This window comes from Streptomyces sp. SID5469 (assembly GCF_009862865.1).
GTDB classification, from domain to species: domain Bacteria; phylum Actinomycetota; class Actinomycetes; order Streptomycetales; family Streptomycetaceae; genus Streptomyces; species Streptomyces avermitilis.
In genome coordinates this window covers 6,539,478-6,565,734 of record NZ_WWIN01000001.1, presented here as the reverse complement: position 1 = coordinate 6,565,734, position 26,257 = coordinate 6,539,478, and the positions used below count along the sequence as shown (strand labels likewise).

The window sequence follows — 26,257 nt, the reverse complement described above, 5'->3', positions numbered from 1 at the left end:
ACGCCGCCGGGCGCGGGGTGACCGGACCTTCACGCTCCGTGTCGTCGCCGTCCGTATCGTGGGCAGCCTTTCCGTTCGACCGGAGAGGCTGCCCAGACTGTGGGCGTTTTTACCCATCTCACGACTGGACGAGCCGCGCCCATGTCCTCCCGCACCACCCTTGACACGGCACCGGAGACATCCGCTGCCGACGCCCCCCTGTCCCACGGCCTCAAGCAGCGCCACCTGTCGATGATCGCTCTCGGCGGAGTGATCGGCGCGGGCCTGTTCGTCGGCTCCGGCGCGGGTATCGCCGCCGCCGGGCCGTCGATCGTCATCGCTTACTCGGTCTCCGGCCTGCTCGTCATGCTGGTGATGCGGATGCTAGGCGAGATGTCGGCCGCCTATCCCTCGTCGGGCTCCTTCTCGGCGCACGCCGAGCGGGCGATCGGCCCCTGGGCGGGCTTCACCGCCGGCTGGTCCTTCTGGGTGCTGCTGTGCACGGCCGTCGGCCTGGAGGGCATCGGCGCCGCGAAGATCGTCACCGGCTGGCTGCCCGGCACTCCCGAGTGGGGCTGGGTGGCCCTGTTCATGGTCGTCTTCTGCGTGGCCAATCTCGCCGCCGTGAAGAACTTCGGCGAGTTCGAGTTCTGGTTCGCGGCGCTGAAGGTCGGCGCGATCAGTCTGTTCCTGGTCCTCGGCGTGCTGGCCATGACCGGAGTGCTGCCCGGCACGGACTCTCCGGGCGCCTCGAACCTCCACGACTTCCTGCCGAACGGCAGCGAGGGCCTGGTCATCGGTCTGCTCGCGTCGGTCTTCGCGTACGGCGGTCTGGAGACCGTGACGATCGCGGCGGCGGAGTCCGAGAACCCGGTCCAGGGCGTCGCGCGCGCCGTGCGCACCGCGATGTGGCGCATCGCGCTCTTCTACATCGGCTCCATGGCGGTCATCGTCACGCTCGTCCCGTGGGACTCGAAGGAGGTCGTCGAGAAGGGCCCGTACGTCGCCGCCCTCGACCACCTGGGCATCCCGGGCGCCGGTCAGCTGATGAACGTGGTCGTGCTGGTCGCGCTCCTGTCGGCGATGAACGCCAACATCTACGGCTCCTCACGCATCGCCTACTCGCTGGTGGAGCGCGGACAGGGCCCGAAGGCGCTGGGCCGGGTCTCCGGGGGCGTCCCGAGGATCGCCGTACTGGTCTCCTGCGTGTTCGGCTTCGTGTGCGTGGTCCTCAGCTACTGGCGGCCGAACGACGTCTTCCCCTGGCTGCTGAACATGATCGGCGCGGTCATCCTGGTCGTCTGGATCTTCATCGCGGTCTCGCAGCTGCTGCTGCGCCGCAAGGTCGAGCGAGAGGCACCGGAGAAGCTGGTCGTGCGGATGTGGGCGTACCCGGTGCTGACCTGGGTGGCCCTGGCGGGCATGGCGGCGATCTTCATCCTGATGGCCCGGCAGCCGGACACCCGCGTACAGCTCTACTCGACGGGCGCCATGACGCTGGTCCTGGCCGCCGTCGGCTACGCCTGGCAGCGGGCACGCGCGCGGGCCTGACGGTCAGCCACTGAAGGGCCCTCGCACGGAGGACGGTTCGTGCGAGGGCCCTTTTGCGTGCCCTCGCACGCACATCCACTCTCCTGCTGCTAGCGTGCACTTGCAAGCACTTTGCAATAAGAGGTCGGAGGGGACCCCGCATGCCCGTCTACACACTCCCTGAACTGCCGTACGACTACTCCGCGCTCGCGCCCGTGATCAGCCCCGAGATCATCGAGCTGCACCACGACAAGCACCACGCGGCCTATGTGAAGGGCGCCAACGACACGCTGGAGCAGCTCGCGGAGGCACGCGACAAGGAGTCGTGGGGCTCGGTCAACGGGCTGGAGAAGAACCTGGCCTTCCACCTCTCCGGCCACATCCTGCACTCGATCTACTGGCACAACATGACGGGCACCGGCGGCGGCGAACCGCTGGCCGCGGACGGCGTGGGCGACCTGGCGGACGCGATCACGGAGTCCTTCGGCTCGTTCGGCGCGTTCAGGACGCAGCTGTCCAAGGCGTCGGCGACGACGCAGGGCTCCGGCTGGGGCGTCCTCGCGTACGAGCCGCTGAGCGGCCGGCTGATCGTCGAGCAGGTCTACGACCACCAGGGCAACGTGGGCCAGGCCGCCACGCCGATCCTGGTCTTCGACGCCTGGGAGCACGCCTTCTACCTCCAGTACCGGAACCAGAAGGTCGACTTCATCGAGGCGATGTGGCAGGTCGTCAACTGGCAGGACGTGGCCCGCCGCTACGAAGCGGCCAAGTCGCGCACGGACGTCTTGCTGCTCGCCCCCTGAGCGGGATATATGAAACGTCCTGCTCGTGATCGTCTTCTCACCGTTCACCGGGCAGGCGGAAAAGAGGAAGACCCCCGCGAGGACGTGACTCGCGGGGGTTTTCCGGTATGGAGGCACTTGGGCGCGGGGGGCTTCCGGTACGGACGGCTCCGGGCCATGGTGGCGGGATGCCGAATCCACAGCCCCTGACCTGCCAGACCTGCGGCAGCAGGGAGATGCATGAGCCGTTGACCCCGGACGAGAAGGCGTGGCTGCGCGGGCAGCTCGGCAATCCGATCGGGGACAATTACTACAAGTGCGTCAACAGGCTCTCCGACGAGAAGATCTGCCGCAATCTCCGTACGCACGGGCACGAGAAGCACTTCCGGGACACGAAACGGCTCCCTGACAAGCTTGAGTGAACCGCGCCGCCGACCCCCGGGGGTGGGACTTACAGGTTGCTGAAGTCCGGCCCCTGCGACCGCGAGCGCTTGATCTCGTAGAAGCCCGGGACCGAGGCGACGAGGAGCGTGCCGTCCCAGAGCTTGGCGGCCTCCTCGCCCTTGGGCGCCGGGGTGACGACCGGGCCGAAGAAGGCGATCTGCTCACCGTCGGCGCCGGGGACCGCGATGACCGGCGTGCCCACGTCCTGGCCGACCTTCTCGATGCCCTCCTTGTGCGAGGCCCGCAGCTCGGCCTCGTACGGGGTGGAGTCCCAGTGGTCGAGGAGCGACGCCGGCAGGCCGACCTCGTCCAGGGCGGCGGCGACGGCCTCCTTCGTGGGGCCCTCCCCCTGGTTGTGGAAGCGGGTCCCGAGCGCCGTGTAGAGGTCGCCGAGCACCTTGGCCCCGTGCTCCTGCTGGGCCGCTATGACGACCCGTACCGGCCCCCAGGCCTTGGTCTCCAGCAGCTCGCGGTACTCCTCGGGCAGCTCGTCCAGCTTCGGCTCGTTGAGCACCGCGAGGCTCATCAGATGCCAGCGGACCTCGATGTCCCGAACCTTCTCCACTTCCAGCACCCAGCGTGAAGTCATCCAGGCCCAGGGGCACAGCGGGTCGAACCAGAAGTCGACAGGGGTCTTCTCGGACATGGCTCTCCTCGGAAGGCGGTCTTTCCCGGGGCAACACCACCGGCCGCCCGTCCCATTCCCGGATGCCCGGCGTCAGGGGCACATGGCAGGATCGGTCCTGTTCAGCCCCGCGCAAGACGCCACGTACAAGTCATCACGAGGGAGTGCCGCCCGTGCCCGGTGAGAATCTGTCCCGCGACGAGGCCCAGGAGCGGGCCGCACTGCTGTCCGTCGACGGGTACGACGTGTCCCTCGACCTGCGCTCCGCCGTCGGGGACAGGGACGACGAGCGCGCGCCGCGCACCTTCCGCTCGGTCACCACGATCCGCTTCCGCTGCGCCGAGCCGGGCGCCACGAGCTTCGCCGACCTCATCGCGCCGAGCGTCACGGCCGTCTCGCTGAACGGCAGGGACCTCGACCCGGGGGAGGTCTTCGACGGCGCCCGGATCCTGCTGGAGGACCTCGCCGCCGAGAACGAGCTGGTGGTCGATGCCCAGTGCGCCTACTCCCGCACCGGCGAGGGCATGCACCGCTTCGTCGACCCCGAGGACGGCGAGGTGTACCTCTACACGCAGTACGAGCCCGCCGACTCGCGTCGCGTCTTCGCCAACTTCGAGCAGCCGGACCTCAAGGCCCCCTTCCGCTTCGAGGTCCGGGCGCCCGAGGGCTGGGTCGTGTGGAGCAACGGGGTCGGTGAACTGACCGACGGCGTATGGAGGTTCGCCGAGACCAAGCCGATCTCGACGTACATCACGGCGGTCGTGGCGGGCCCGTACCACTATGTGACCGACTCCTACTCCCGCACCTTCGACGACGGTACGACGCTGGAGATCCCCCTCGGCGCGATGTGCCGCAAGGGCCTGGCCCCCCACTTCGACTCCGACGACGTGTTCCTGGTGACCAAGCAGGGGCTGGACTTCTTCCACGACCACTTCGACTACCCGTACCCGTTCGGCAAGTACGACCAGGCGTTCGTGCCCGAGTACAACCTCGGCGCGATGGAGAACCCGGGACTCGTCACCTTCCGCGAGGAGTTCATCTTCCGCGGCAAGGTGACGCAGGCGTCGTACGAGGGCCGGGCGAACGTCATCCTGCACGAGATGGCGCACATGTGGTTCGGCGACCTCGTCACCATGGAGTGGTGGGACGACCTGTGGCTCAAGGAGTCCTTCGCCGACTTCATGGGGGCGTTCTCGCTGGTCGGCGCGACCCGCTTCAAGGACGGCTGGATCACCTTCGCCAACCGCCGCAAGGCGTGGGCCTACCGAGCCGACCAGCTGCCGTCCACCCACCCGATCACGGCCGACATCCGCGACCTCCAGGACGCCAAGCTCAACTTCGACGGCATCACGTACGCCAAGGGTGCCTCCGTGCTGAAGCAGTTGGTGGCGTACGTGGGCCGGGACGCGTTCCTGGAGGGCGCCCGCCGCTACTTCAAGCGCAACGCGTACGGCAACACCCGTCTCGGCGACCTGCTGTCGGTGCTGGAGGAGACCTCCGGGCGCGACCTGGCGACCTGGTCGCGGGCCTGGCTCGAGACCGCCGGGGTCAACTCCCTCACCCCGCAGGTGATCCTGAGCGCGGACGGCCGGATCACGGAGCTGTCCGTCCTCCAGGAGGCGGCCGAGTCCCACCCCGAACTGCGCCCGCACCGGGTGGCGGTGGGCCTGTACCGCAGCGAGGCGGGTGCGCTCACGCGGTACGCGCGGGCCGAGGTGGACGTGTTCGGGCCGCGTACGGTCGTGGGCGAGCTGGCCGGCAGCGCGGCACCGGACCTCGTCCTGGTCAACGACGACGACCTGACGTACTGCAAGATCCGCTTCGACGAGACGTCGCTGGCGACGCTCAGGTCCCATCTCGGCGACATCACGGACCCGTTGGCGCGGGCCCTGTGCTGGTCGGCGCTGTGGAACCTGACCCGGGACGCGCTGATGCCGGGGCGGGACTTCATCGATCTCGTACTCCGTTTCGCGGGCCGGGAGTCGGACATCGGCGTCCTCCAGATGCTGCACGCCTGGGCCAACTCGGCGCTGACGTTCTACGCGGCACCGGAGTGGCGGGAGACCGGCGCGCGCCTGCTGGCGGACGGCGCGCTGAAGGAGCTGCGGCTCGCCGAACCCGGCAGCCAGCACCAGCTCACCTGGGCGCGTTTCTTCGCAGCGGTGGCGTCGAGCGAGGCCGATCTCCAGCTGCTCCAGGGCCTGTTGGAGGGCACGGCGAAGATCGACGGACTGGACGTCGACCAGGAGCTGCGCTGGACGCTCCTGGAACCCCTCGCCGCCCACGGCACGGCGGACGAGAGCGTCCTGGCCGCCGAACTGGCCCGCGACGACACGGCCTCCGGCAAGCGCCACCAGGTCCGCTGCCTGGCCGCACGCCCCTCGGCCGCGGTCAAGGCGCAGGCGTGGGCCTCGGTCGTGGAGTCGGACGCGCTGTCCAACGCGCTGGTCGAGGCGACGATCGCCGGGTTCACGCAGCCGTCTCAGCGGGAGCTGCTGGCGCCGTACGCGGCGAAGTACTTCGCGGCGATCGAACGGGTGTGGACGGAGCGCTCGATCCAGATCGGGATGGACGTGGTGAAGGGCCTGTTCCCCGCGCTCCAGGACTCGCAGGAGACGCTGGACGCCACGGACGCGTGGCTGGCGGCGCACGAGGGTGCCGCACCGGCGCTGCGCCGACTGGTCCTGGAGGCACGGGACGACCTGGCGCGCACGCTGCGCGGACAGGCGTGCGACAGGGCGGCGGCCGTGTAGGGCGCGCAGGGCATGCGGGGCCTGGGGGCGGCGGTTACGAAATACAGGCATCCAAAGCCGTAACCCGGACCGTCTCCCCTCCGGACCAGCCCCTTTCGGCAGTCGAACGCCCGTACTTTAGTGTCACCTTGTCCCGAATTGTCGACGGGCGTGTAACAGCGGTTAGGGGACGGATCGGGCGCGGGAAACCCCGCTTCATGAACCACAACACCCCGCTCTCCCCCCGCCCCCTCCACCACCTGTCCGACGCGCAGCGCCGGGTCCTGACCGCGACCCAGCTGCGCGCCCACGGAGTCACGGCCGCCGAGACGCACGAGCAGTGCCGGCCGGGCGGCCCCTGGCAGCAGGTCCTCCCGGGCGTGTACCTGCTCCACGCCGGTCCGCCCACCTCCGAGGAGTGCCTCCACTCGGTCCTGATGTACGCGGCCCGCGCCCCCCTTTCGCCCGACGCCGCCCGCCATCCCCACCCAGCCGGGCGCGCAGGAGCCGCACGCGCCGCAGCCCTACCAGGACGCGATGATCACGGGCCTGGCGGCACTGGCGCTGCACGGCTTCGCGTCGGCGCCGCCGTTTCCGTCCCTCGACAAGATCGACGTACTGGTGCCGAAGCCGCGCCGGCTGCGCTCGACGGGCTACGCGCGGATCGTCCGCGCCTCCGCGCTGCCGGACGCGTCCGTTGTCGCGGGCGTGCCGGTGGCCCCGGTCCCGCGCGCCTTGGCGGACGCGGTGGCGGAGTTGTCGGACGCGGGTGTCGTACGCCGGCTGCTGACGGAGGCGGTACGCGCGGGCCACTGCGAACCGGCGTCCGTGGTGCGGGAGTTGACGCAGGCGCGGCTGCTGGGGCGCCCGCACGTGGTGGACGCGGTGGACTCGCTGCTGGCGGAGGGCCGGGCGATCGCGGAGGGCCGCCTGTACCGGATGGTCCGCGAGCACGGCCTGCCCGACCCGGTGTGGAACGTCGATCTGCGGCTACCCGGAGGGCCCCCTCTCGGGGGCCTGGACGCGTACTGGCCGGAACAGGCGGTGGCGGTGGAACTGGACACCCGGGCTCCGCGCCAGGGCCATCGGCAGGACGCCGAGGACGCGTCGTGGTCGGAGTACGCCCGCAAGCGCGAGCTTCTGGAGCGGCTGGGCATCACGGTCGTCCACATCACCCCGAAGAAGCTGAGGGACGCGATGGAACAGCAGGCGGCGGTGATCCGTACGGCCATGATGGCGTCCGAGGACCGGGATCCGGCGGCACACGTCGTGGTGCTTCCCCGATAGGGGGCGGGCGGAGGCATCAGGAGCGGAAGCATCAGGAGGGGAGTGGAGGGGTCACCGGTCCGCCGGCGGCCCCTCCTCGTGCGTGCGGGTGCGGGTGCGGGTCCGAGTTCTGGTGCGGGTGCGGGGCGAAACGGGCGCGTACAGTCTTGCCGACATCGGCGCGGAGGAACCAGTCGAGTTCGGCGGTGAGGTGCCGCACGACGAGGAGCCCACGACCGCCCTCGCCGTCGGGTTCGGCGGCAACCTCGGGAAACGCCCGCACAGGATCCGCCACCTCGACGAGGAGCCCATCTCCCTCCAACTCGGCGATCCGCACCCACAATTCGCGCCCAACCACACGCGCATGCCGTACGGCATTGGCGACGAGCTCCGACGCCACGAGCACGGCGTCGTCGATATCGCCGCCCCACTGCCACATCGTCAGCCGCCGACGGACGTGAAGCCGGGCGAGCCGGACACTACGCAGGGTCATGGGGTAGCCCATGCTCCAGTCGTGGGCGAGGAGGGTGGGGGGTTCGGGGGTGGGCATGTGGGGTCCCTTCATCCGCAATGTGTCCAACTAGCGTGTTAGAGCTGACAGGACCCCACAATCGAACATGCCCTGAATATTCAATCCCGCCGATATTGGACTATGCCCGAATCTGAGCAAGCGGCTGCGCGCGGGCAACACGGAGTGTCACACTCGGCGCTGCAAGAGCAGCAACACGTACTGCGGCACAAAGGCGGTGCACATGGCAGCGAAGCGCGGGCGGACGGCCCAGCGGCTCGAACTCGGCTTGCAGTTACGCCAACTACGAGAAAACTGCGACGGGGGCGACCGAGGCGTCGGCCTCACCCGCAAGCAAGCGGTTCAGGGACTGCGCATTTCGGAAGCGTCTCTGCAACGGATCGAAACGGGATCTCTGAACTTCCGGTTTGTAGGCGACCTGAGGAAGCTCCTGACGAAGTACGGCGTCACCGACGAGGACGTCGTCGACTCGCTGATCAGCCTCAACCGGGAGTCCAACCAGCAGGACTGGCTGACGCAGTACCGGGGCCTGATGCCCTCGGGGATGCCGGGGTTCGTCGGACTGGAGCCGGAGGCACACGCCATGAAGGCCTATCACCCGACGCTGGTGTACGGCCTTTTGCAGACTGAGCGCTACGCCCGTGCCGTGCACGAGGTGCAAAAGCCGATCGAGGAGTACACCACGGAGTTCATCCGAAGTAGCGTGGAGCTGCGGATGAAGCGCCAGGAGGTTCTCACCCGGGAGAGCCCCGTCAAGCTGCACGTCATCCTGGGAGAAGCAGCCTTGCGGTATCCGATCGGGGGCGCTGAGGTGATGCGCGAACAGTGCGCGCGGATCGAGGAGTTGTCGGGGTGGGACCACATCACCGTTCAGGTGCTGCCGTTCCGCCCGAGCTACCGCTCGATCAACGACTTCGCGATCCTCGACTTCGGCAACAATCTGCCGCCCCGGGTCCAGGCGGACAGCGCCTGGGGCTCCGTCTCCACCTCGGACAAGCCCCGTGAGGTCGACCGCTTCAGCCGCCGGTTCGACACCATGACAGCGTCGGCGCTGCCGCCCGAGGACACCCCCGAGTTCCTCCACCGACTGGAACGAGAGCTGTAGACCCATGCACCCGCGCCCCACTGCACCCGAAATCGTCCCTGAGCAGGCCTGGTTCAGGTCGTCCTACAGCGACGCCGGCCAGAACTGCGTAGAAATAGCCGCCCCCACCCCCGGTACCGACATCGCCATCCGCGACTCGAAGAACCCGACCGGCCCCTCCCTCCTCGTACCGGCCGCGGCGTGGTCCGCCTTCGTCACGGGCATCCGTACGTGACCATGCGCCTGGCGGTGCTGCTGGCCGGCGGCGGGGCGCACTCGGCCTGAGTTTCTCCCTGAAGTGCACGCCGCGGCGGCCGGTTCGGTGTTGATGTACTCCCGGCGCGGGAACGACTCACGGCGATTCTTCATCGGATTATCGTATTCGCCACCTTTGCCTCGGTAGGTCTCTTTCACCTCTTCCGGTGCCGTCTTTCCGGTCGGTTCAATCGAGTCACGCGGCGGTCTGCTTTTCGTCCCATCCCTTCGCACGCGTCTCGATCTTTTGCCGTGTTGCCTCGTAAGGGCACGGAGTTGACCAGTCACTCGTGCAGGGCCAGCGGGCTTCCGTCTGGAATCGACCCCCAGAAGAAGAAGGCTGCACGATGACAACCATCTCCCTCGTCCAACCATCGACGGCACCGGCCGGTACGCAGGTCACGATCGTCGGCAGCGGCTTCACCGGTGCGACCGCCGTGAAGTTCGGCGCCACCAACGCCACGAGCTTCTCCGTGCTGTCCGACAACGTGATCACGGCCGTGGTCCCGCCCGGCAGCGGATCGGTCCTGGTCACCGTGGTGGCACCCAGCGGCACCAGCAACGGCGTCAGCTTCGCCTACACCGTGCCGGTCATCACGGTCATCAATCCCACGTCGGGACCGGCTACGGGCGGCACGTCGGTCACGATCATAGGCACCGGCTTCACCGGCGCCACCGCCGTGAAGTTCGGCGCCACGAACGCCACGAGCTTCACCGTGCTGTCCGACAACGTGATCACCGCCGTGTCTCCACCGGGAACCGGCACGGTCCAGGTCACCGTGGTGACACCCAGCGGCACCAGCAACGGCGCCACGTACAACTACGTCCCGACCCTGACCAGCCTGAGTCCGGCCTCGGGCCCCGCCGCGGGCGGCACCGTGGTCACCCTCACCGGCACGGGATTCACGGGTGCGACGGCGGTGACCTTCGGCGGGACACCGGCGACCAGCTTCACGGTCAACTCCGACACCCAGATCACGGCGACCGCTCCGGCTCACGCCGCGGGGACGGCAGCGGTCACGGTCACCGGCCCCGGGGGTACCAGCAACTCCCTCCCGTTCACCTACATCCCGGTGCCGGTCGTGATCGCACTGGCCCCCGCTTCGGGACCGGCCGCGGGCGGCACGTCGGTGACGATCATCGGCACCGGCTTCACCGGCGCCACCGCCGTGAAGTTCGGCGCCACGAACGCCACGAGCTTCACGGTGCTGTCCGACAACGTGATCACCGCCGTGTCTCCGCCCGGAGCCGGTACGGTCCTCGTCACGGTGGTGACGCCCGGCGGCACGAGCAACGGCGCCGCGTACAGCTACACCGGGACACCGGTACCGACGCTGACCAGCCTGACCCCGACGTCGGGTCCGGCCGCGGGCGGCACCGTGGTCACCCTCACCGGCACGGGATTCACCGGCGCTACAGCGGTGACCTTCGGCGGCACACCGGCAACCAGCTTCACCGTCGACTCCGCCACCCAGATCACAGCCACCGCCCCGGCCGGCACCGGGACGGTACAGGTGCAAGTCACCACCCCCGGCGGGACCAGCAACACCCTCGCCTACACCTACGTCTAGGCGGGGTCCGCCTGATCGACGGTGAGACCTAGCACCCACATCCAGGACGCGATCACCCTTCGGTTCGTCAGCGGTCACGCGGACGAGTCCGGAGGGTGATCGCGTCCTCCCCTCGCGTTCTCCCCGCCTCTTCACCTGTGCCTCGGTTCCGCCTCGTCGTCAGTCGTCAGCCCTTGGTCAGGACGAGCTCCGTGTTCCGGTCCTCCGCCGTGCCCGACAGCGTCGACCGGGCGCCGGGTGCGTTGAAGCCCAGTTCCCGGTAGAGCGCCGCCAGGCCCGTCTGGGTGAGGTCGGCGAAATCCGTGCGGTGCGGGGCCGCCGACTCGATCAGCGTGGTGAACAGGGAGATCGTGCCGTCCTTGTTGTCCACCAGCTCGATGATGCGGGCCAGCTGGGGGAAGTCGACGTGCGAGGCCGTGGAGATCTCCCAGAAGGCGCCCTTGGAGCCCTTGTTCGGCGCCGCGTGCGCGGTGATGTCGTTCTTGTGGCTGTGGCCGTTCACCCAGGCGGCGACGTTGGGGTGGTTGCCGAGGACGGAGACCAGTTCGGCGCCGCCGTGGCGCTTCTCGCCCGGGTGCGCGGGGTCCGTGTTGAGGTTGCGCATCGTCTTGCTGGTGTGGTGGCTGAAGACGATGACGTACGAGTCCTTGTTGTCCCGCAGCGTCTTCTCCAGCCACTTCAGCTGTGCGGTGCCGATCGAGCCCTCGTAGTGGCCGCCCGGGTCGGTGGTGTCGAGGCTGATGCCGAGGACGTCGTCGGCGATGCGGAAGACGTAGTACTGGGTGCCCGCGGAGAGGTTGGCCTCCGAGTAGCCGTGGCCGATGGGGCCCGGGCCCGTGTGCGCGGGGTCGAGGTGCGCCTTGAGGTACTCGGCCGGGGTGAAGGGCGCGCGCGCCTCGTCCGGGGTGACCGAACGCATGTGTCTGGCCTGGGACTTGAGCATCGCCTTGAAGTCGACGCCCTTGGGGTCGCCGCCCTTCTTCACGTTGTCCCAGATCGCCTTTCCGGCCGCCTGGTCCAGCGTCATCAGCTTCTTGCCGCCGACCGCGACCTCGGCGAAGTAGGAGTCGCCGGGCGCGTAGCAGCCGCCGGGCAGGGCGTCGTGGTTGCCGACCGTCGAATACCAGGGGAGGTTCAGGCCCGGGCTGCGCAGCTCGCGGATGGCCGCCGCGAGGAAGCCCTGGATACGGGGGAAGCCGAGCTGCTTGTCGGCGTCGCGCAGCGCCGCGTCCGGCTGCCAGTAGAGCTTGAGCCCGCTGCTCTGGACGCCCTCGTAGTGGCGCGGGTCACCGGAGTTGGGGGTGACCCTGCCGCCGCTCATCACCTTCAGGAACCAGTCCAGCTCCGTCTTGGAGTTGTTGTCGGTGTTGTCGCCGGTGGTCATCACGAAGTGCAGCGGGGTGCCGGTGACGGGGGCACCCCGCAGCGCGTTCACCCGCTCGACGAGCGAGACCGCGCCGGCCACCGACAGGGACTCCTGCGGGCGCCAGGCGCTGGCGGTCTGGGAGCGCAGATACTCGTAGCGCAGGGGGTGCTGCACATCGACCAGGTGCAGGTCGGTGAACTGCACGAAGGAGGCGAGGGCCGTACGCCGTCCCGCGCGGCCCGCCTTGGGCGTGGCCAGGTCGCCGCGCACGACGCGCTTCCAGGCGGCGCCGTCGCCGAGCCGCCGGTAGCCCGAGGAGCCGGACCGGGCGGCGGCGACGCTGCTCAGGGTGGTGCCCCGGGTGTACGGGGCGAGTGGCGCGGCCGGCGCCTGGCGGGACACGGCGAGTGCCTCGCCCGTGGCGGCGTGGGCGGGTGCGGGCACCTCGGAGCCGGGACGCAGGGCGAAGCCGAGACCGGCGGAGAGGGACACCGCTCCGGTGGCGGCGAGCAGCGAGCGGCGGTCCAGGGCGCCGGCAGCGGCATGGGCGGCGGTGGCAGTGGCGGCAGCGACAGAGCGTATGCGCGACATGGCGCGGTCTCCCCGAGTGCGAACGCTTCGGCAGTGGTCGCGGGGGGCGCGTTACGCAAACTCCCCGCTCACACTGGATCGTTGGCACCGGGAATGGCCTGCACGTTAACGAGGCGGCAACGCGCAGCGCCGATCACCGTACGTGGATCTTGGACTGCCGCGCGGCCACCCCACGCGCCCACGACCCCTCTCCGAACGGCCTGGAGGCGGTCACTCCGTGTTCATCTTCCGGGGTAGCGACCCTATTTTGCCGGGCGGGCGACCCGTCCCGTGACCGGACGCCGCCGCCACAGCGCGAGGCCTATGTCGACCACCCCGACCCGGGGCAGCCCGGGTACGGCGTCCAGGTCCTGCCAGGCCGCGAGGTCGGTGGTGCCGCCCACCTCCGGGCGCAGTTCGCCCCCGACGACCCGTCCTTCGTAGACGAGCCGTACGCCGTGGTGGTCGGTGGGGGTCCGCAGGCGGCGCGGGAACGTGCGCCGGACGGAGTCCACGCCGAGCAGCCCGGTGACCTCGATGTGGTAGCCGGTCTCCTCCTCCACCTCCCGCAGGACGGTGTCGTAGGGGTCCTCGCCGTGCTCCATGCCGCCGCCGGGCAGGGTCCACTCGGGCTTGCCGTCGGGGTCCTGCGCCCGGGCGAGCAGGAGCTTCCCGTCGCGGACACAGATGGCGTAGGCCGCCACCCTCAAGTTCTTGCGCACGCCGTGACGTTAGCGTGCCGGCTCCGGATTGGCAGGGGAGTATGCGGGGGCGGACCAGCGCAGGGGCAGTGCGGACGGGGTCTCGACGGCCTCCTTCACCCGGAAGCGGACCGTGCGCTCCCCGTCCGCGGCGAACTCCGTGCTCGCCGTGCCCGTGAGCTGGAGGGTCGTGCCGGATTCCCAGTCCAGGAAGAGCAGTCCGGCGCGGGGGTCCAGCGACAGGTTCCCCAGGGTCAGGAACATCGAGTTGCCCGGGTAGTCGCGCCAGCTCAGCTCGCCGGGGGAATCGACGCGTACGAAGCCGGGGTTGCCGCCCCGGTGGCTGGCGTCCGCGCCGTGTTCGTGCACGGTGGCCAGGAAGAAGGTGTCGGCCTTCGCGACGAACTCGCTTTGTGAAGCGGTCAGTTCGGTGGACCGCCGGGCCGGCTTCGGTGCGCGGTCCAGGCGCTCGTACGACTCCCTCCTCTGCAGATACTTCGGGCAGTTGGAGAAGACCTGGTCGGCCGTGATCGCGAAGCCGCGGGGTGTCGGGCGGGCGTGGCCGTCCAGGCGCATCCGGCGGCGTGTGCGCGGGTCGAGGGCGATCGTGCCGACGGGGGTGCCCTCGGCGGCGAGCGCCGGTGCGAGCGGGTCGTCCGGCCGTACTCCGCCGGCGACCGAGATCTGCCGGGGGCCCGTGGCCCGTACGAATCCGGGCTCGCCCGTGACCGGCGAGGCCCACACCGCACCGCTCGCCGGGTCGGCGGCGCCCAGCACCAGCAGCGGCTGGAGTCCGAGGAAGGCGGCGGCCACCGGCCGGATGCCCTGCCCGATGCCCCGGCCCACATGATCGGCGAACTCCCGGACGCCGAGTCGGTCCTGTACGGCGCGCGAGCCTGAGTGGTACGTCATGACACGGCCGCCCCTCTAGAAGAATCCGCACGTCGGAGCGGTCGCCGAGGGGGCCGGCGCGCCGTCCGTGCCGCTCGGCGCGTAGATCTCCAGGCGGGTGCCGTCGGGGTCGTGGAAGAAGATGCCGCCGGACGCCGAGCCCTCGCGGTGGGCGACGACTCCCTCGTAGGCGAACTCCACCCCGTAGGCGCGCAGGGAGCTCTCGTACGCCCTCACCTGTTCGACGCTGTCCACCTCCAGGGCGAGGTGGTGCAGGCCGGCGCGCGTGGTGTCGTACGACCCCTGCGCCTGCTGCCAGAGCGTGAGGACCGGGCGGTCGTCCTCGCCCTCGGCGCCCAGGAACGCGTACCTGCGGTCCTCCTCCTTGCTCTCGCCGAGCAGCCGGAAGCCGAGCGCGACCTGGTAGAAGGCGAGCGAGCGGTCGAGGTCGGTGACGTTCAGGCCGACGTGGCCGGTGCGGAGTGCCATGGTGATCCCCTCTGGAAGCTAACCTCTATCGATGACATTAGGGGTTAGAACAGGAGAGCGTCAACCGGTCACGTACTCTTGAGTGGTTAGCCCAGGTCAGCAGCAGAGGGAGCCGTCAGATGTCCGTCACCCGTGACCCGCGTCCGCTGACCGGTGAGCCGGTCTCGCTCGATCTCCTCAACACCCGGTGGAATCGCGAGGGCGCGACGCAGGACCTGCTGACGGACACGGACGGGCTGGCGGTGTGGCTGGCCGCGAACGCGCTCGACTTCCCCGCCGACGACACGGTGCTCCGGCATGTGCTCCAGGCGCGGGACGCGCTCGCGGCGGTGGTGGACGGGTCTCTCGACGAGGGGGCCGGGCGGGTCGACGCCGTTCTCGGTCACGGGCGGATCCGGGCGACCCTGACCGCCGAAGGGCCCGGCGAGAGCGTCGAGTTCGAGGACGCGTCCTGGGGACCGGCCTGGCTCGCCGTCCGCGACTACCTGAAGCTGCTGAACACCGCCCCCGACCGCATCCGCCACTGCGCCCACGACAGCTGCATCCTGCACTTCTTCGACACCTCGCGGAACGGCACGCGGCGCTGGTGCTCGATGGCCGCCTGTGGCAACCGTGCGAAAGCGTCCCGCCACTACGCGCGCACAAGAGAGGCCTGAGCCCCGGCCGGCTACGCGCGTAGGTCGCAGACGCGCCGCCGAATTGCCCGGGCCTGAACCTATGTGTCCGCTGTGACGTATGGCGGAAGTACGCCACGAGTCCATCCCACCCCGGTCAACTCTCCCCAAACAACCGCCCCTTAGGCAAAGCTGAGCGGTCATCCGGGTTCACATACCGGACTGTCGCGATCGTGTCCCGCCAGACCAGCGGAACCGGTCGCTCCACGCTCGTTCCTTTACCTACAAGGGATGCTGATGACCCCCGACCCTCAGCCCGCTCCGACTTCGGGCGCGAGACGCGTGGCCCGCATAGCCGTGGCCGCAGGCCTGGTGGCCGCGCTCTCCGCGGCCGGGCCGATACCCATGGCCCTCGCCGCGGACCACGCCCCCGCCACACCCGACCCGGGCACCAAGTCCGCGACGGCCAAGCTCGGTTCGAACGACGCGGACCTCCTCGCCGAGGCCAAGGCCGACGGCGCGAAGAACGTCACGATGATGATCGCCACCGCGGCCGGCCAGACCGAGCAGGTCGCCGACCAGCTGGACGCGGTGAAGGGCGGCTCCGTGGGCCGCGCCTACGACAAGCTGGGCTACGTCCGCGCCACCGTCCCGACGGCCAAGGCCGACGCGGCCATCGCCGCCGCCGCGAAGCTCTCCTCCGTGCACGGCATCGACCTGCGCCAGGAGATCGCGCTCGACGACCCGGCGCCGAGCGCCGACACGGCCAAGGGCGCGTCCTCGAAGGCCACGGGCACGTACTCCGGCCCGTCCAAGAGCACCCCCGCCGAGAACCCGTACAACCCGTCCTTCGAGACGGGCGCCGTCGACTTCGTGAAGGACCACCCGAAGGCGGACGGCCGGGGCATCACCATCGGCGTCCTCGACTCGGGCGTGGACCTCGGCCACCCGGCGCTCCAGAAGACGACCACCGGTGAGCGAAAGATCGTGGACTGGGTGACGGCCACCGACCCGCTCCTGGACAGCGACGCCACCTGGCGCCCGATGGTCACCTCGGTGGCCGGCCCCACGTTCACCTACAGCGGCAAGACCTGGACGGCGCCCGCGGGCTCGTACCAGATCAGCACGTTCAAGGAGTCCGCGACGACCGGCGGCGACGCCAAGGGCGACGCCAACCGCGACGGCGACACCACCGACTCCTGGGGCGTCCTCTACGACGCCGCGACCGGCAAGGTCACCGTCGACCTGAACAACAACGCCGACTTCTCCGACGACCAGCCGATGAAGCCGTACAAGGACGGCCACCAGATCGGCTACTTCGGCACCGACGACCCGACGACGGACGTCGTCGAGCGCCAGCCGTTCGTCGTGGAGATCCGCAAGGACGTCCCGATGGACCCGCTCGGCGGGACCTGGGTCGGCAAGAAGGCCGACTTCGTCAACATCGGCGTCATCGAGTCCGAGCACGGCACGCACGTCGCCGGCATCACCGCCGCGAACGGCCTGTTCGGCGGCAAGATGAACGGCGCCGCCCCGGGCGCGAAGATCGTCTCCTCGCGTGCCTGCACCTGGACCGGCGGCTGCACCAACGTCGCCCTCACCGAGGGCATGATCGACCTCGTCGCCAACCGTGGCGTGGACATCGTCAACATGTCCATCGGCGGTCTGCCGGCGCTGAACGACGGCAACAACGCGCGCGCCGAGCTCTACACGCGTCTCATCGACACCTACGGCGTCCAGCTGGTGATCTCCGCGGGCAACTCCGGCCCCGGCGCCAACACCATCGGCGACCCCGGCCTGGCCGACAAGGTCATCTCGGTCGGCGCGGCCATCTCCAAGCAGACCTGGGCCGCCAACTACGGCTCCCAGGTGGAGAAGCCGTACGCGATGATGCCGTTCTCCTCGCGCGGCCCGCGTGAGGACGGCGGCTTCACGCCGACGCTGACCGCGCCCGGCGCCTCGATCAACTCCACCCAGACCTGGCTGCCGGGCTCCCCGGTCGCCGAGGCGGGCTACTCGCTGCCGGCCGGCTACTCGATGCTCCAGGGCACGTCGATGGCGTCCCCGCAGGCCGCGGGCGCTTCGGCGCTGCTGCTGAGCGCCGCCAAGCACAAGGGCATCGAGCTGACGCCCGCCACCCTGCGCACGGCGCTGGCCTCGACCGCCGACCACATCAAGGGTGTGCAGGCGTACGAGGAGGGCGCGGGCCTCATCAACATCGTGGACGCGTGGGAGTCCATCAAGGACGACGCCACGGCGCACGACTACACCGTGAAGGCGCCGGTCGACACCGCGATCGACGACGCGTTGAAGACGCCGGGCTTCGGCACGGGCCTGTACGACCGCGAGGGCGGGCTCAAGGCCGGTGACAAGAAGACGTACGACGTCACCATCACGCGTACGTCCGGCGCCGACAGGGCGATCCGGCACGAGCTGTACTTCGAGAACAACGCCGCCGGTACCTTCCGGATCGTCGGCTCGGACGAGGTCAAGCTCCCGCTGAACCAGCCGGTGACCGTCAAGGTCCAGGCCGCCCCGAAGTCGGCCGGCCTGAAGAGCGCGATCCTCGAGGTCGACGACCCGCGCACCGAGGGCGTCGACAAGCAGATCCTGTCGACCGTCGTGGTCTCCGCGCCGGTCAAGTACACGTACTCCGCGTCGGGTTCGGTGCAGCGCAACAGCACCACGTCGTACTTCGTCACGGTCCCCGAGGGCGCCAAGTCCCTCGAGGTCGCGATCGGCGGGCTGAAGGACAAGAGCCAGACCCGGTTCATCGCGATCCACCCGTACGGCACTCCGGTCGACAACACCGGCACCCCGTACTGCTACCCGAACTACCTCGACGGCAACGGCTGCAAGCCCGACGTGCGCGCGTACGCGGACCCGCAGGCCGGCGTCTGGGAGATCGAGGTCGAGTCGCGCCGTACGTCGCCGCTGCTCGACAACCCGTACAAGCTCGACGTCGCCGTGCTCGGCGCGGCCTTCGACCCGGCGGTCGTGACCGTTCCCGAGGCCAAGGTCGGCACCCCGGCCGCCGCCGCCTGGAAGGTGACGAACAACTTCGCCGCGCTCGACGGCAAGCTGAAGGGCGGCCCGCTCGGTTCCTCGAAGAACGCGCGGCCGACCATCGCCGAGGGCGCGACGCAGGTCACCACGGTCGAGGTGCCCACGGGCGCCAAGTCCCTCGACGTCGCCATCGGCAAGGTCTCGGACGCGGCCGCCGACCTCGACCTGACGGTGAAGAACGCCGCCGGGACGGTCGTCGGGTCGTCCGCGGACGGCGACTCCGAGGAGGCCGTCTCCGTCGCCTCGCCCGCCGCCGGCACGTACACCATCGAGGTCGCGGGCTACTCGGTCCCGTCGGGCTCGACGGCGTACGACTACCAGGACGTGTTCTTCTCGTCCTCGCTCGGCCAGGTCACGGTCGACGAGTCCGCGCCGGTGAAGCTCGGCACGGGTGACTCGGCGACGGTGTCGGGCTCGGTCACCGCCGCGGCCGCGGCGCCGGAGGGACGCGAGTTCTTCGGGCAGGTCCAGCTGGTGAACGCGCGCGGCACGGTCGCGGGCCTGGGCAGCGTGAAGATCGAGAAGGTCACGCCGTAGTCAAGGCCACGCCGTAGTCGTGGTGCGGTCTTGAGGGCGGGCGTCCGGGAACGGGCGCCCGCCCCTTTCTCATTCGCAGATGAGGTTCCGCGACTCGGGCAACGCCTTGCGGATCCAGGCGCGTTCATGGGCGATGTCCTTCTCGCCCGTGGTCCAGATGTCGGGCACCGCGGAGTCGCGCGGGATGCCGATCAGCACGTGGTCGCCCTGGTGGAGCCGTGGGTCGACGTCGTGGTCCATCACGAAGGTGACCTGGTCCTTGCCGGCGGCGGGCTTGTAGTAGCGGTCGACGGCGAGGGCGATGCGGTCCTGGTCGGCACCGGGCACCGGCTCCACGTCCGCCACCGTCCCCTCGACGATGAGCCGGGCACAGGCGACGTACCCCGGCGCGGTCCGGGACGAGGCGTCCGCCTTCCCGCCGCTCGCCTTCGAGTCGGCGGAGACCCCGTCCCCGCCGGACGCGGCGAGCCATCCCATCCCGACGACGGCACCGGCGACGGCGGCCGCGACCAGGGTGCCGAAGGCGACGGCCCGGGCGGCGGGGCGCCGGGAGCGCCTGCCGGGACGGCCCGGGGGACGGCCCGCGTGCTCCCTGGGCGCCGGTACCGGTGCCGGCCGTTCCGCTGCTCCCTCCGGCTCCGCGAGCGCGGCTCCGATGATCCCCAGCTGCTCCCGCAGCACCGCCACGTCCGCCAGCGCCGCCCGGTGCTCCGCCATCAGCGCACCGTCGGTCTCCGCCCCCGCGGGCAGCGGCTCGTCGGTGATCGCGGCCATCAGCGCGTCCACGGCCCGCTCGCCCGCGTCGCTCTCGTTCTCGGCCACGTCACACCACCTCGTCCTCGTGCAGACGGTCGCGCAGGGCGCGGACCGCCGTGTGCAGCCTGCTTTTGACCGTGCCCTCGGGGATGCCGAGCTCCTCGGCTATCCCGCGCACGGGCAGGTCGGCGTAGAAGCGCAGGACGAGGACCTGGCGCTGGGCGTCGGGCAGCTCGTCCAGGCCCTGCGCGACGGCGAGCGAGAGCACGCTGGAGTCCTCGCCGGAGGGGTGCTCCAGCTGCCGCAGCGAGGCCAGGCGCTCCCCCAGCCGCTCCTGGCGGCGCTTGGCCCGGTGCCAGTCCATCGCCAGATTGGAGGCGACCACGGCCGCCCACGCGGAGACGTCACGCGGTGCCTCGTCCCCGCGGGCCACCCGCTCCAGCAGCCGCAGACGGACCTGCTGCACCCCGTCCGGCAGGTCCGCCTGCGGCACCCCGCCGAGCGCGAGCACCGCTCGCACCCGCCGTTCCTGAGCCGCGTCCAGGGGATCGTCCGCACCGGCGTACGCCCCCTGGGCACGGCGCGCCATTCTGCGCAGCACAGCCACCCCTCCCCGCGTTTCCCCTATGACGCCGCAGGCGCCGGAAACGTTCGGCGCCGTTCGGCCCGGTTTCCGGATCGGTGGCAGAGGCGTACGTCACACCGGCACACAGGTCCGGACGACGACGGTACGGCCGCTCCGTACGGCTTCCGGTGCGGGGCGGCCGACGGGCGCATATCTTCGAGGCGGGCCGCCCGGCCGCCGCAGGATCGGGGCCCGGCCGCCGTGCGTGGCGCGTCCCACTCCTCGGGCGGGACGGGAAAGGATTGGACACGCGGCCACCGGTCAGACGCATGATGTAAAGGCTGGACCACGTCATACGCACGCAAAGGGAGTCACCGTGAGGGTCGGAATCGTCGGAGCCACCGGTCAGGTCGGCACGGTCATGCGCAGGATCCTCGTGGAGCGGGACTTTCCGGTCACCGAGCTGCGCCTGTTCGCCTCGGCCCGCTCGGCCGGGTCGGTCGTCGACGGTGTGACGGTGGAGGACGCCTCCACGGCCGACTACACGGGCCTGGACATCGTGCTCTTCTCCGCGGGCGGCGCCACGTCCAGGGCGCTGTGCGAGAAGGTCGCCGCCCAGGGCGCGGTCGTGATCGACAACTCTTCGGCGTGGCGGAAGGACCCGGCCGTACCCCTGGTGGTCGCCGAGGTGAACCCGCACGCGATCGCGGACCGCCCCAAGGGCATCATCGCCAACCCGAACTGCACGACGATGGCCGCGATGCCGGTGCTGAAGCCGCTGCACGAGGAGGCGGGCCTCGAAGCGCTGATCGTCGCCACCTACCAGGCGGTGTCCGGTTCCGGCGTCGCGGGCGTGGCGGAGCTGCACGGCCAGGCGCAGAAGGTGATCGCCGACGCGGACAAGCTCACGCACGACGGCGAGGCGGTCGACTACCCCGAACCGCAGGTCTACCAGCGCCCGATCGCCTTCAACGTCGTGCCCCTCGCCGGCTCCCTCGTCGACGACGGTCTGCACGAGACCGACGAGGAGCAGAAGCTCCGCAACGAGTCCCGCAAGATCCTGGAGATCCCGGCCCTCAAGGTCTCCGGCACCTGCGTCCGCGTCCCGGTCTTCTCCGGCCACTCCCTCCAGGTCAACGCCCGCTTCGCGCGTCCGCTGTCCGTGGAGCGCGCGACGGAGCTGCTGGGCGGCGCGCCGGGCGTGGCCCTCTCGGAGATCCCGACGCCCCTGGAGGCGGCCGGCAAGGACCCCTCGTTCGTGGGCCGCATCCGCGCGGACGAGACCGTCGACAACGGCCTCGCGCTGTTCATCTCCAACGACAACCTCCGCAAGGGCGCCGCGCTGAACGCCGTACAGATCGCGGAGCTGGTGGCGGCCGAGCTGAAGGGCTGACGCCCGCCTGTCGCTTGTGCGGCTGAGGTCGGCCGGCCGCGTCAGGGCCTGCGCACCTCGTACAGGAAGCAGCCGTATTCCACGGCCCGCACATGGACGAGCCGCGTCTCAGGGTCGCCGAAGGCCTCCGCGAAGGCTTCGTCGAAGGCCTGGTCGGCGGCGGCCGCGTCCGGGACCTCCACGAGACGGCCGCCGAGGATCCGGCCGTCGGCGGAGTAGCGGCGGACGGTGCGGTGGGCGCCGGTGAACGGGTGGCCGTCCCCGGCCGGTCCCTCGCACTCGGCCGCATGGATGAAGACCGGCCCCCGCTCGTCGTACGCCCCCGGCTCGGCGCCCGTCTCGGCGGCCCAGCGGCGCAGCGGGGCGTACGAGACGAGGACGATGTGCTCGCCCGGTTCGCTGCGGCGCAGGCAGCAGCGGAGCGGGGCACCGCCCTCGTCGTCGGTGAACGGTACGCGGGGGCGGCCCGCGTCGTCGGTGTCGCGGAGTTCCTTCAGGGCGCTCGGCCCGATCGGGCGTGCGGTGTACGTCGTGCGTGCCGTGTGCGTCGGGTACGTCGTCATGCGTCCAGGCTCGCGCCCGCGCCGTCCGGGCACCGGCGGGAAACGGACATCGCATTCCGTGCAGCTCCCGTGGAAGGATGACGCAACCCACACATAACGAGGAGATGACCGCGTGCCTGGCACAAACCTGACCCGCGAAGAGGCGCAGCAGCGGGCGCAGCTGCTCACCGTTGACTCGTACGAGATCGATCTCGACCTCTCCGGCGCGCAGGAGGGCGGCACCTACCGGTCCGTGACCACGGTGCGCTTCGACTCCGCCGAGACCGGCGCGGAGTCCTTCATCGACCTGGTGGCGCCGACGGTCCACGAGGTGACCCTCAACGGCGACACGCTCGACCCGGCCGAGGTCTTCAAGGACTCGCGGATCGCGCTTGCGGGCCTGCTGGCGGGCCGCAACGTGCTCCGCGTCGTGGCGGACTGCGCTTACACCAACACGGGTGAAGGTCTGCACCGCTTCGTCGACCCCGTCGACCAGCAGGCCTATCTCTACACCCAGTTCGAGGTGCCGGACGCCCGCCGGGTCTTCGCCTCCTTCGAGCAGCCCGATCTGAAGGCGACCTTCCAGTTCACCGTGAAGGCGCCGAGCGGCTGGACCGTCGTCTCCAACTCGCCGACGCCCGAGCCCACGGACGACACCTGGGTCTTCGAGCCGACGCCGCGGATCTCCACGTACATCACGGCGCTCATCGTCGGGCCGTACCACTCGGTGCACAGCGTGTACGAGAAGGACGGCCAGTCCGTTCCGCTCGGCATCTACTGCCGGCCCTCGCTCGCCGAGTTCCTCGACTCCGACGCGATCTTCGAGGTCACCCGGCAGGGCTTCGACTGGTTCCAGGAGAAGTTCGACTACGCGTACCCCTTCGGCAAGTACGACCAGCTCTTCGTGCCGGAGTTCAACGCGGGCGCGATGGAGAACGCCGGCGCCGTCACCATCCGCGACCAGTACGTGTTCCGGTCCAAGGTGACCGACGCCGCGTACGAGGTGCGCGCCGAGACGATCCTGCACGAGCTGGCCCACATGTGGTTCGGCGACCTCGTGACCATGGAGTGGTGGAACGACCTGTGGCTGAACGAGTCGTTCGCCACGTACACGTCCATCGCCTGCCAGGCGTATGCGCCCGGCTCGCGCTGGCCGCACTCCTGGACCACCTTCGCCAACTCCATGAAGACGTGGGCGTACCGGCAGGACCAGCTGCCCTCCACCCACCCGATCATGGCCGAGATCAACGACCTCGACGACGTGCTCGTCAACTTCGACGGCATCACGTACGCCAAGGGCGCCAGCGTCCTGAAGCAGCTCGTCGCGTATGTCGGCATGGACGAGTTCTTCGCGGGCGTGCAGGCGTACTTCAAGCGTCACGCGTTCGGGAACACGCGGCTCAGCGATCTGCTGGGGGCGCTGGAGGAGACCAGCGGCCGTGACCTGAAGAACTGGTCGGAGAAGTGGCTCCAGACGGCCGGTATCAACATCCTGCGTCCTGAGATCGCCACCGACGCGGACGGTGTCATCACCTCGTTCGCCATTCGCCAGGAGGCGCCGGCCCTGCCCGCCGGTGCCAAGGGCGAGCCGACGCTGCGGCCGCACCGCATCGCGGTCGGCCTGTACGACCTCGACGAGGCGAGCGGCAAGGTCGTGCGCGGCGAGCGGGTGGAGCTGGACGTGGACGGTGAGCTGACCGCCGTTCCGCAGCTGGTCGGCAAGCGCCGTCCGTCGGTGGTCCTGCTCAACGACGACGACCTGTCGTACGCGAAGGTCCGCCTCGACGAGGAGTCCCTCGCGTTCGTGACGGAGCACCTCGGTGACTTCGAGGCCTCCCTCCCCCGCGCCCTGTGCTGGGCCTCGGCCTGGGACATGACGCGTGACGCCGAGCTGGCGACCCGCGACTACCTGTCCCTGGTCCTGTCGGGCATCGGCAAGGAGTCCGACATCGGTGTCGTGCAGTCGCTGCACCGCCAGGTGAAGCTGGCGATCGAGCTGTACGCCGACCCGGCCGCCCGCGAGAACCTGGTGAACCGCTGGACGGACGCCACGCTGGCGCATCTGCGCGCGGCCGAGGCGGGCAGCGACCACCAGCTGGCCTGGGCGCGTGCCTTCGCGGCGACCGCGCGTACGCCGGAGCAGCTGGACCTGCTGGAGGGGCTGCTGGAGGGCACGCAGACGATCGAGGGCCTGGCCGTCGACACCGAGCTGCGGTGGGCGTTCGTGGAGCGGCTCGCGGCCGTGGGCCGGTACGACGAGACGGAGATCGCCGGCGAGTACGAGCGGGACCGCACGGCGGCCGGTGAGCGGCACGCGGCGACCGCCCGGGCCGCGCGGCCGACCGAGGAGGCGAAGGCGGAGGCCTGGGCCTCGGTCGTCGAGTCGGACAAGCTGCCGAACGCCGTGCAGGAGGCGGTGATCTCGGGCTTCGTGCAGACCGACCAGCGTGAGCTGCTGGCCCCGTACACGGACAAGTACTTCGCGGCGGCCAAGGACGTGTGGGACTCGCGCTCGCACGAGATGGCGCAGCAGATCGTGGTCGGGCTCTACCCGGCGGTCCAGGTCTCGGAGGAGACGCTCAGGAAGACGGACGAGTGGCTGGCCTCGGCCGACCCCAGCCCGGCACTGCGGCGGCTGGTCTCGGAGTCCCGGTCGGGCGTGGAGCGGGCCCTGAAGGCGCAGGCGGCGGACGCGGCCGCGGCGTAACCGGAGTTACGTGAACGAGGGCGCCCGGCATCCCGCCGGGCGCCCTCTGCCGCGCTCAGGAGCCGTTGGGGGTGGTCGCGGTCGTTGCGGTGGTCGCGGTCGGCGCGGTCGGCGCGCTCGGCGCAGCGGTCGCACCCGGCACAGTCGGCGCGGCAGTCGCCGTCGGCACACTCGGCGCAGCGGTCGCCGTCGGCGCGCCCGGCACAGCGGCCGCGCCCGGCGCGGTGGTTGCGGCGTTCGAGTTCGGCCCGGCGTCCAGCGGAACCGCCGTGGTTTCACGGTGTCGGCGTCGGTCCTGGGCGCGGGGCCTGAGCTGGCCGAAGACCGTCGCGCCGAAGGCCACGGCCATGCCCGCCAGCTGCACCGGCGTCAGCGCCTGGCCGAGGGCGGCCCAGCCGATGACGGCCGCGGTGAGCGGGGAGAGCGGGCCGAGGAAGGTGACCTGGGTCGCGGTGAGCCGGCCGATGCCGCGGAACCAGAGCCAGTACGCCACCGCCGTGTTCGCCAGCGCGAGATAGAGGTAGCCGCCGATCGCCCGGCCGTCCAACGCGGGCGGCGTCCCCTCGACGAGCAGGGCGATCGGGGCGATCAGCAGTCCGCCCGCGGTGAGCTGCCAGGCGGTCAGGGCCAGCGGGCCGACCCCGGCCGGGCGCCCCCACCGCTTGGTGAGCACGGTGCCGGTGGACATGGAGGCGGTGGCGGCGAGGGCGGCGAGCACACCGAGGGGGTCGAGCGCGCCGGCCGCCTTCAGCACGACCAGGCTGACACCCAGGGCCGCCGCGATACCGGTCAACAGCGTACGAACGGTCGGTCGCTCACTGAGCAGCGCCGCCGCCAGCCCGGCCACGAACAGCGGACCCACCGAGCCCACGACCGCCGCCATGCCGCCGGGCAGCCGGTACGCGGAGAGGAACAGCAGCGGGAAGAAGGCGCCGATGTTCAGCGCACCCAGCACCGCCGACTTCCACCACCAGGCGCCGCGCGGAAGCACCCGGGCGAGGGCGAGCAGGAGCAGCCCGGCGGGCAGGGCGCGCATCAGGCCCGTGAACAGCGGACGGTCCGCCGGCAGGAACTCGGTGGTGACGGCGTAGGTGCTGCCCCAGGAGACGGGGGCGAGCGCGGTGAGCGCTATGAGCGGGGCACGCGTGGAGCCGTTCTTGGTCATCTGGGCACACCCTCGGTCGATATGGACTGGCGGTAAGTAGCTTAGCGCTAAGCTACTTACTGGCAACCCACTTTCTTGCGGGTGACCGAACGGCGACG

At 70.4% G+C, this 26,257-nt stretch carries 21 protein-coding genes and 1 pseudogene; 12 read left to right on the top strand and 10 right to left on the bottom strand.

Translation table 11 applies throughout. From position 1 onward, the window contains the following. Window positions 1-141: 141 nt before the first annotated feature. The 3 genes from GTY58_RS28295 to GTY58_RS28285 all read left to right on the top strand — a co-directional run bounded on the left by GTY58_RS28295 (window position 142) and on the right by GTY58_RS28285 (window position 2,713). Window positions 142-1,530 carry an amino acid permease gene (locus GTY58_RS28295; protein WP_010986817.1) on the top strand — a complete coding sequence of 463 codons (1,389 nt, stop codon included), beginning with the start codon at window positions 142-144 and terminating at the stop codon, window positions 1,528-1,530. 140 nt (window positions 1,531-1,670) lie between these two features. After that, window positions 1,671-2,312, top strand: a complete 642-nt coding sequence (locus tag GTY58_RS28290) for a superoxide dismutase (RefSeq protein ID WP_010986816.1) — start codon at window positions 1,671-1,673, stop codon at window positions 2,310-2,312. A gap of 167 nt (window positions 2,313-2,479) precedes the next feature. Beyond that, window positions 2,480-2,713, top strand: coding sequence for a hypothetical protein (locus GTY58_RS28285; protein ID WP_037651474.1), 234 nt, complete (start codon window positions 2,480-2,482; stop codon window positions 2,711-2,713). A 29-nt stretch (window positions 2,714-2,742) separates the two neighbouring features. On the opposite strand, the gene GTY58_RS28280 is transcribed toward GTY58_RS28285, so the two are convergent. After that, a complete protein-coding gene (locus GTY58_RS28280) occupies window positions 2,743-3,381 on the bottom strand; it encodes a DsbA family protein (RefSeq protein ID WP_010986815.1) in 639 nt (212 codons plus the stop codon). 152 nt (window positions 3,382-3,533) lie between these two features. On the opposite strand from GTY58_RS28280, the gene pepN (GTY58_RS28275) reads away from it, so the two are divergent. Further along, window positions 3,534-6,113, top strand: a complete 2,580-nt coding sequence (gene pepN / locus GTY58_RS28275; protein WP_037651472.1) for an aminopeptidase N — start codon at window positions 3,534-3,536, stop codon at window positions 6,111-6,113. A 197-nt stretch (window positions 6,114-6,310) separates the two neighbouring features. Next, a pseudogene (locus GTY58_RS28270) lies at window positions 6,311-7,379 on the top strand (hypothetical protein). Between the two features lie 31 nt (window positions 7,380-7,410). Here GTY58_RS28270 and GTY58_RS28265 read toward each other — a convergent pair. Beyond that, entirely contained in the window at window positions 7,411-7,908 is a 498-nt protein-coding gene (locus GTY58_RS28265; protein WP_037651468.1) for an ATP-binding protein, read from the bottom strand. A 202-nt stretch (window positions 7,909-8,110) separates the two neighbouring features. Between GTY58_RS28265 and GTY58_RS28260 the strand changes: the two genes are divergently transcribed. From GTY58_RS28260 to GTY58_RS28250, 3 genes are all read left to right on the top strand, one after another. Further along, window positions 8,111-8,992 (top strand): helix-turn-helix transcriptional regulator, encoded by an 882-nt coding sequence (locus GTY58_RS28260; protein ID WP_037651466.1) that lies wholly within the window; start codon window positions 8,111-8,113, stop codon window positions 8,990-8,992. Window positions 8,993-8,996: 4 nt separating this feature from the next. Next, complete coding sequence (locus GTY58_RS28255) at window positions 8,997-9,206, top strand: DUF397 domain-containing protein (RefSeq protein WP_010986810.1); 210 nt, start codon at window positions 8,997-8,999, stop codon at window positions 9,204-9,206. Between the two features lie 367 nt (window positions 9,207-9,573). After that, window positions 9,574-10,797: an IPT/TIG domain-containing protein gene (locus tag GTY58_RS28250; protein WP_010986809.1), complete on the top strand. Its 1,224-nt coding sequence runs from the start codon at window positions 9,574-9,576 to the stop codon at window positions 10,795-10,797. Between the two features lie 166 nt (window positions 10,798-10,963). Here GTY58_RS28250 and GTY58_RS28245 read toward each other — a convergent pair whose 3' ends face one another. The 4 genes from GTY58_RS28245 to GTY58_RS28230 form a co-directional block, all read right to left on the bottom strand. Then, a complete protein-coding gene (locus GTY58_RS28245; protein ID WP_010986808.1) occupies window positions 10,964-12,754 on the bottom strand; it encodes a TIGR03767 family metallophosphoesterase in 1,791 nt (596 codons plus the stop codon). Window positions 12,755-12,996: 242 nt separating this feature from the next. Continuing rightward, window positions 12,997-13,455 (bottom strand): NUDIX hydrolase, encoded by a 459-nt coding sequence (locus GTY58_RS28240; protein WP_010986807.1) that lies wholly within the window; start codon window positions 13,453-13,455, stop codon window positions 12,997-12,999. A 9-nt stretch (window positions 13,456-13,464) separates the two neighbouring features. Further along, complete coding sequence (locus GTY58_RS28235; protein WP_010986806.1) at window positions 13,465-14,346, bottom strand: pyridoxamine 5'-phosphate oxidase family protein; 882 nt, start codon at window positions 14,344-14,346, stop codon at window positions 13,465-13,467. Between the two features lie 15 nt (window positions 14,347-14,361). After that, window positions 14,362-14,814 carry a VOC family protein gene (locus GTY58_RS28230; RefSeq protein ID WP_010986805.1) on the bottom strand — a complete coding sequence of 151 codons (453 nt, stop codon included), beginning with the start codon at window positions 14,812-14,814 and terminating at the stop codon, window positions 14,362-14,364. 119 nt (window positions 14,815-14,933) lie between these two features. On the opposite strand from GTY58_RS28230, the gene GTY58_RS28225 reads away from it, so the two are divergent. Both GTY58_RS28225 and GTY58_RS28220 read left to right on the top strand, forming a co-directional pair. Next, complete coding sequence (locus tag GTY58_RS28225) at window positions 14,934-15,470, top strand: CGNR zinc finger domain-containing protein (protein ID WP_010986804.1); 537 nt, start codon at window positions 14,934-14,936, stop codon at window positions 15,468-15,470. A gap of 255 nt (window positions 15,471-15,725) precedes the next feature. Continuing rightward, complete coding sequence (locus tag GTY58_RS28220; RefSeq protein WP_010986803.1) at window positions 15,726-19,031, top strand: S8 family serine peptidase; 3,306 nt, start codon at window positions 15,726-15,728, stop codon at window positions 19,029-19,031. Window positions 19,032-19,100: 69 nt separating this feature from the next. Here the strand turns inward: GTY58_RS28220 and GTY58_RS28215 are convergent, their stop codons facing one another. Together GTY58_RS28215 and GTY58_RS28210 are read right to left on the bottom strand one after the other, a co-directional pair. Then, complete coding sequence (locus tag GTY58_RS28215) at window positions 19,101-19,853, bottom strand: hypothetical protein (protein ID WP_010986802.1); 753 nt, start codon at window positions 19,851-19,853, stop codon at window positions 19,101-19,103. A gap of 1 nt (window position 19,854) precedes the next feature. Further along, complete coding sequence (locus GTY58_RS28210; protein WP_202497517.1) at window positions 19,855-20,376, bottom strand: sigma-70 family RNA polymerase sigma factor; 522 nt, start codon at window positions 20,374-20,376, stop codon at window positions 19,855-19,857. Window positions 20,377-20,728: 352 nt separating this feature from the next. Between GTY58_RS28210 and GTY58_RS28205 the strand changes: the two genes are divergently transcribed. Beyond that, window positions 20,729-21,745, top strand: coding sequence for an aspartate-semialdehyde dehydrogenase (locus tag GTY58_RS28205; protein WP_010986800.1), 1,017 nt, complete (start codon window positions 20,729-20,731; stop codon window positions 21,743-21,745). A gap of 41 nt (window positions 21,746-21,786) precedes the next feature. Here GTY58_RS28205 and GTY58_RS28200 read toward each other — a convergent pair whose 3' ends face one another. Further along, a complete protein-coding gene (locus tag GTY58_RS28200; protein ID WP_010986799.1) occupies window positions 21,787-22,308 on the bottom strand; it encodes a DUF1203 domain-containing protein in 522 nt (173 codons plus the stop codon). Between the two features lie 112 nt (window positions 22,309-22,420). Here GTY58_RS28200 and pepN (GTY58_RS28195) point away from each other — a divergent pair, with 112 nt between their 5' ends. Beyond that, window positions 22,421-24,994 (top strand): aminopeptidase N, encoded by a 2,574-nt coding sequence (gene pepN / locus GTY58_RS28195; protein WP_010986798.1) that lies wholly within the window; start codon window positions 22,421-22,423, stop codon window positions 24,992-24,994. Between the two features lie 55 nt (window positions 24,995-25,049). Here the strand turns inward: pepN (GTY58_RS28195) and GTY58_RS28190 are convergent, their stop codons facing one another. Next, complete coding sequence (locus GTY58_RS28190) at window positions 25,050-26,159, bottom strand: EamA family transporter (RefSeq protein WP_010986797.1); 1,110 nt, start codon at window positions 26,157-26,159, stop codon at window positions 25,050-25,052. Window positions 26,160-26,257: the final 98 nt, after the last annotated feature.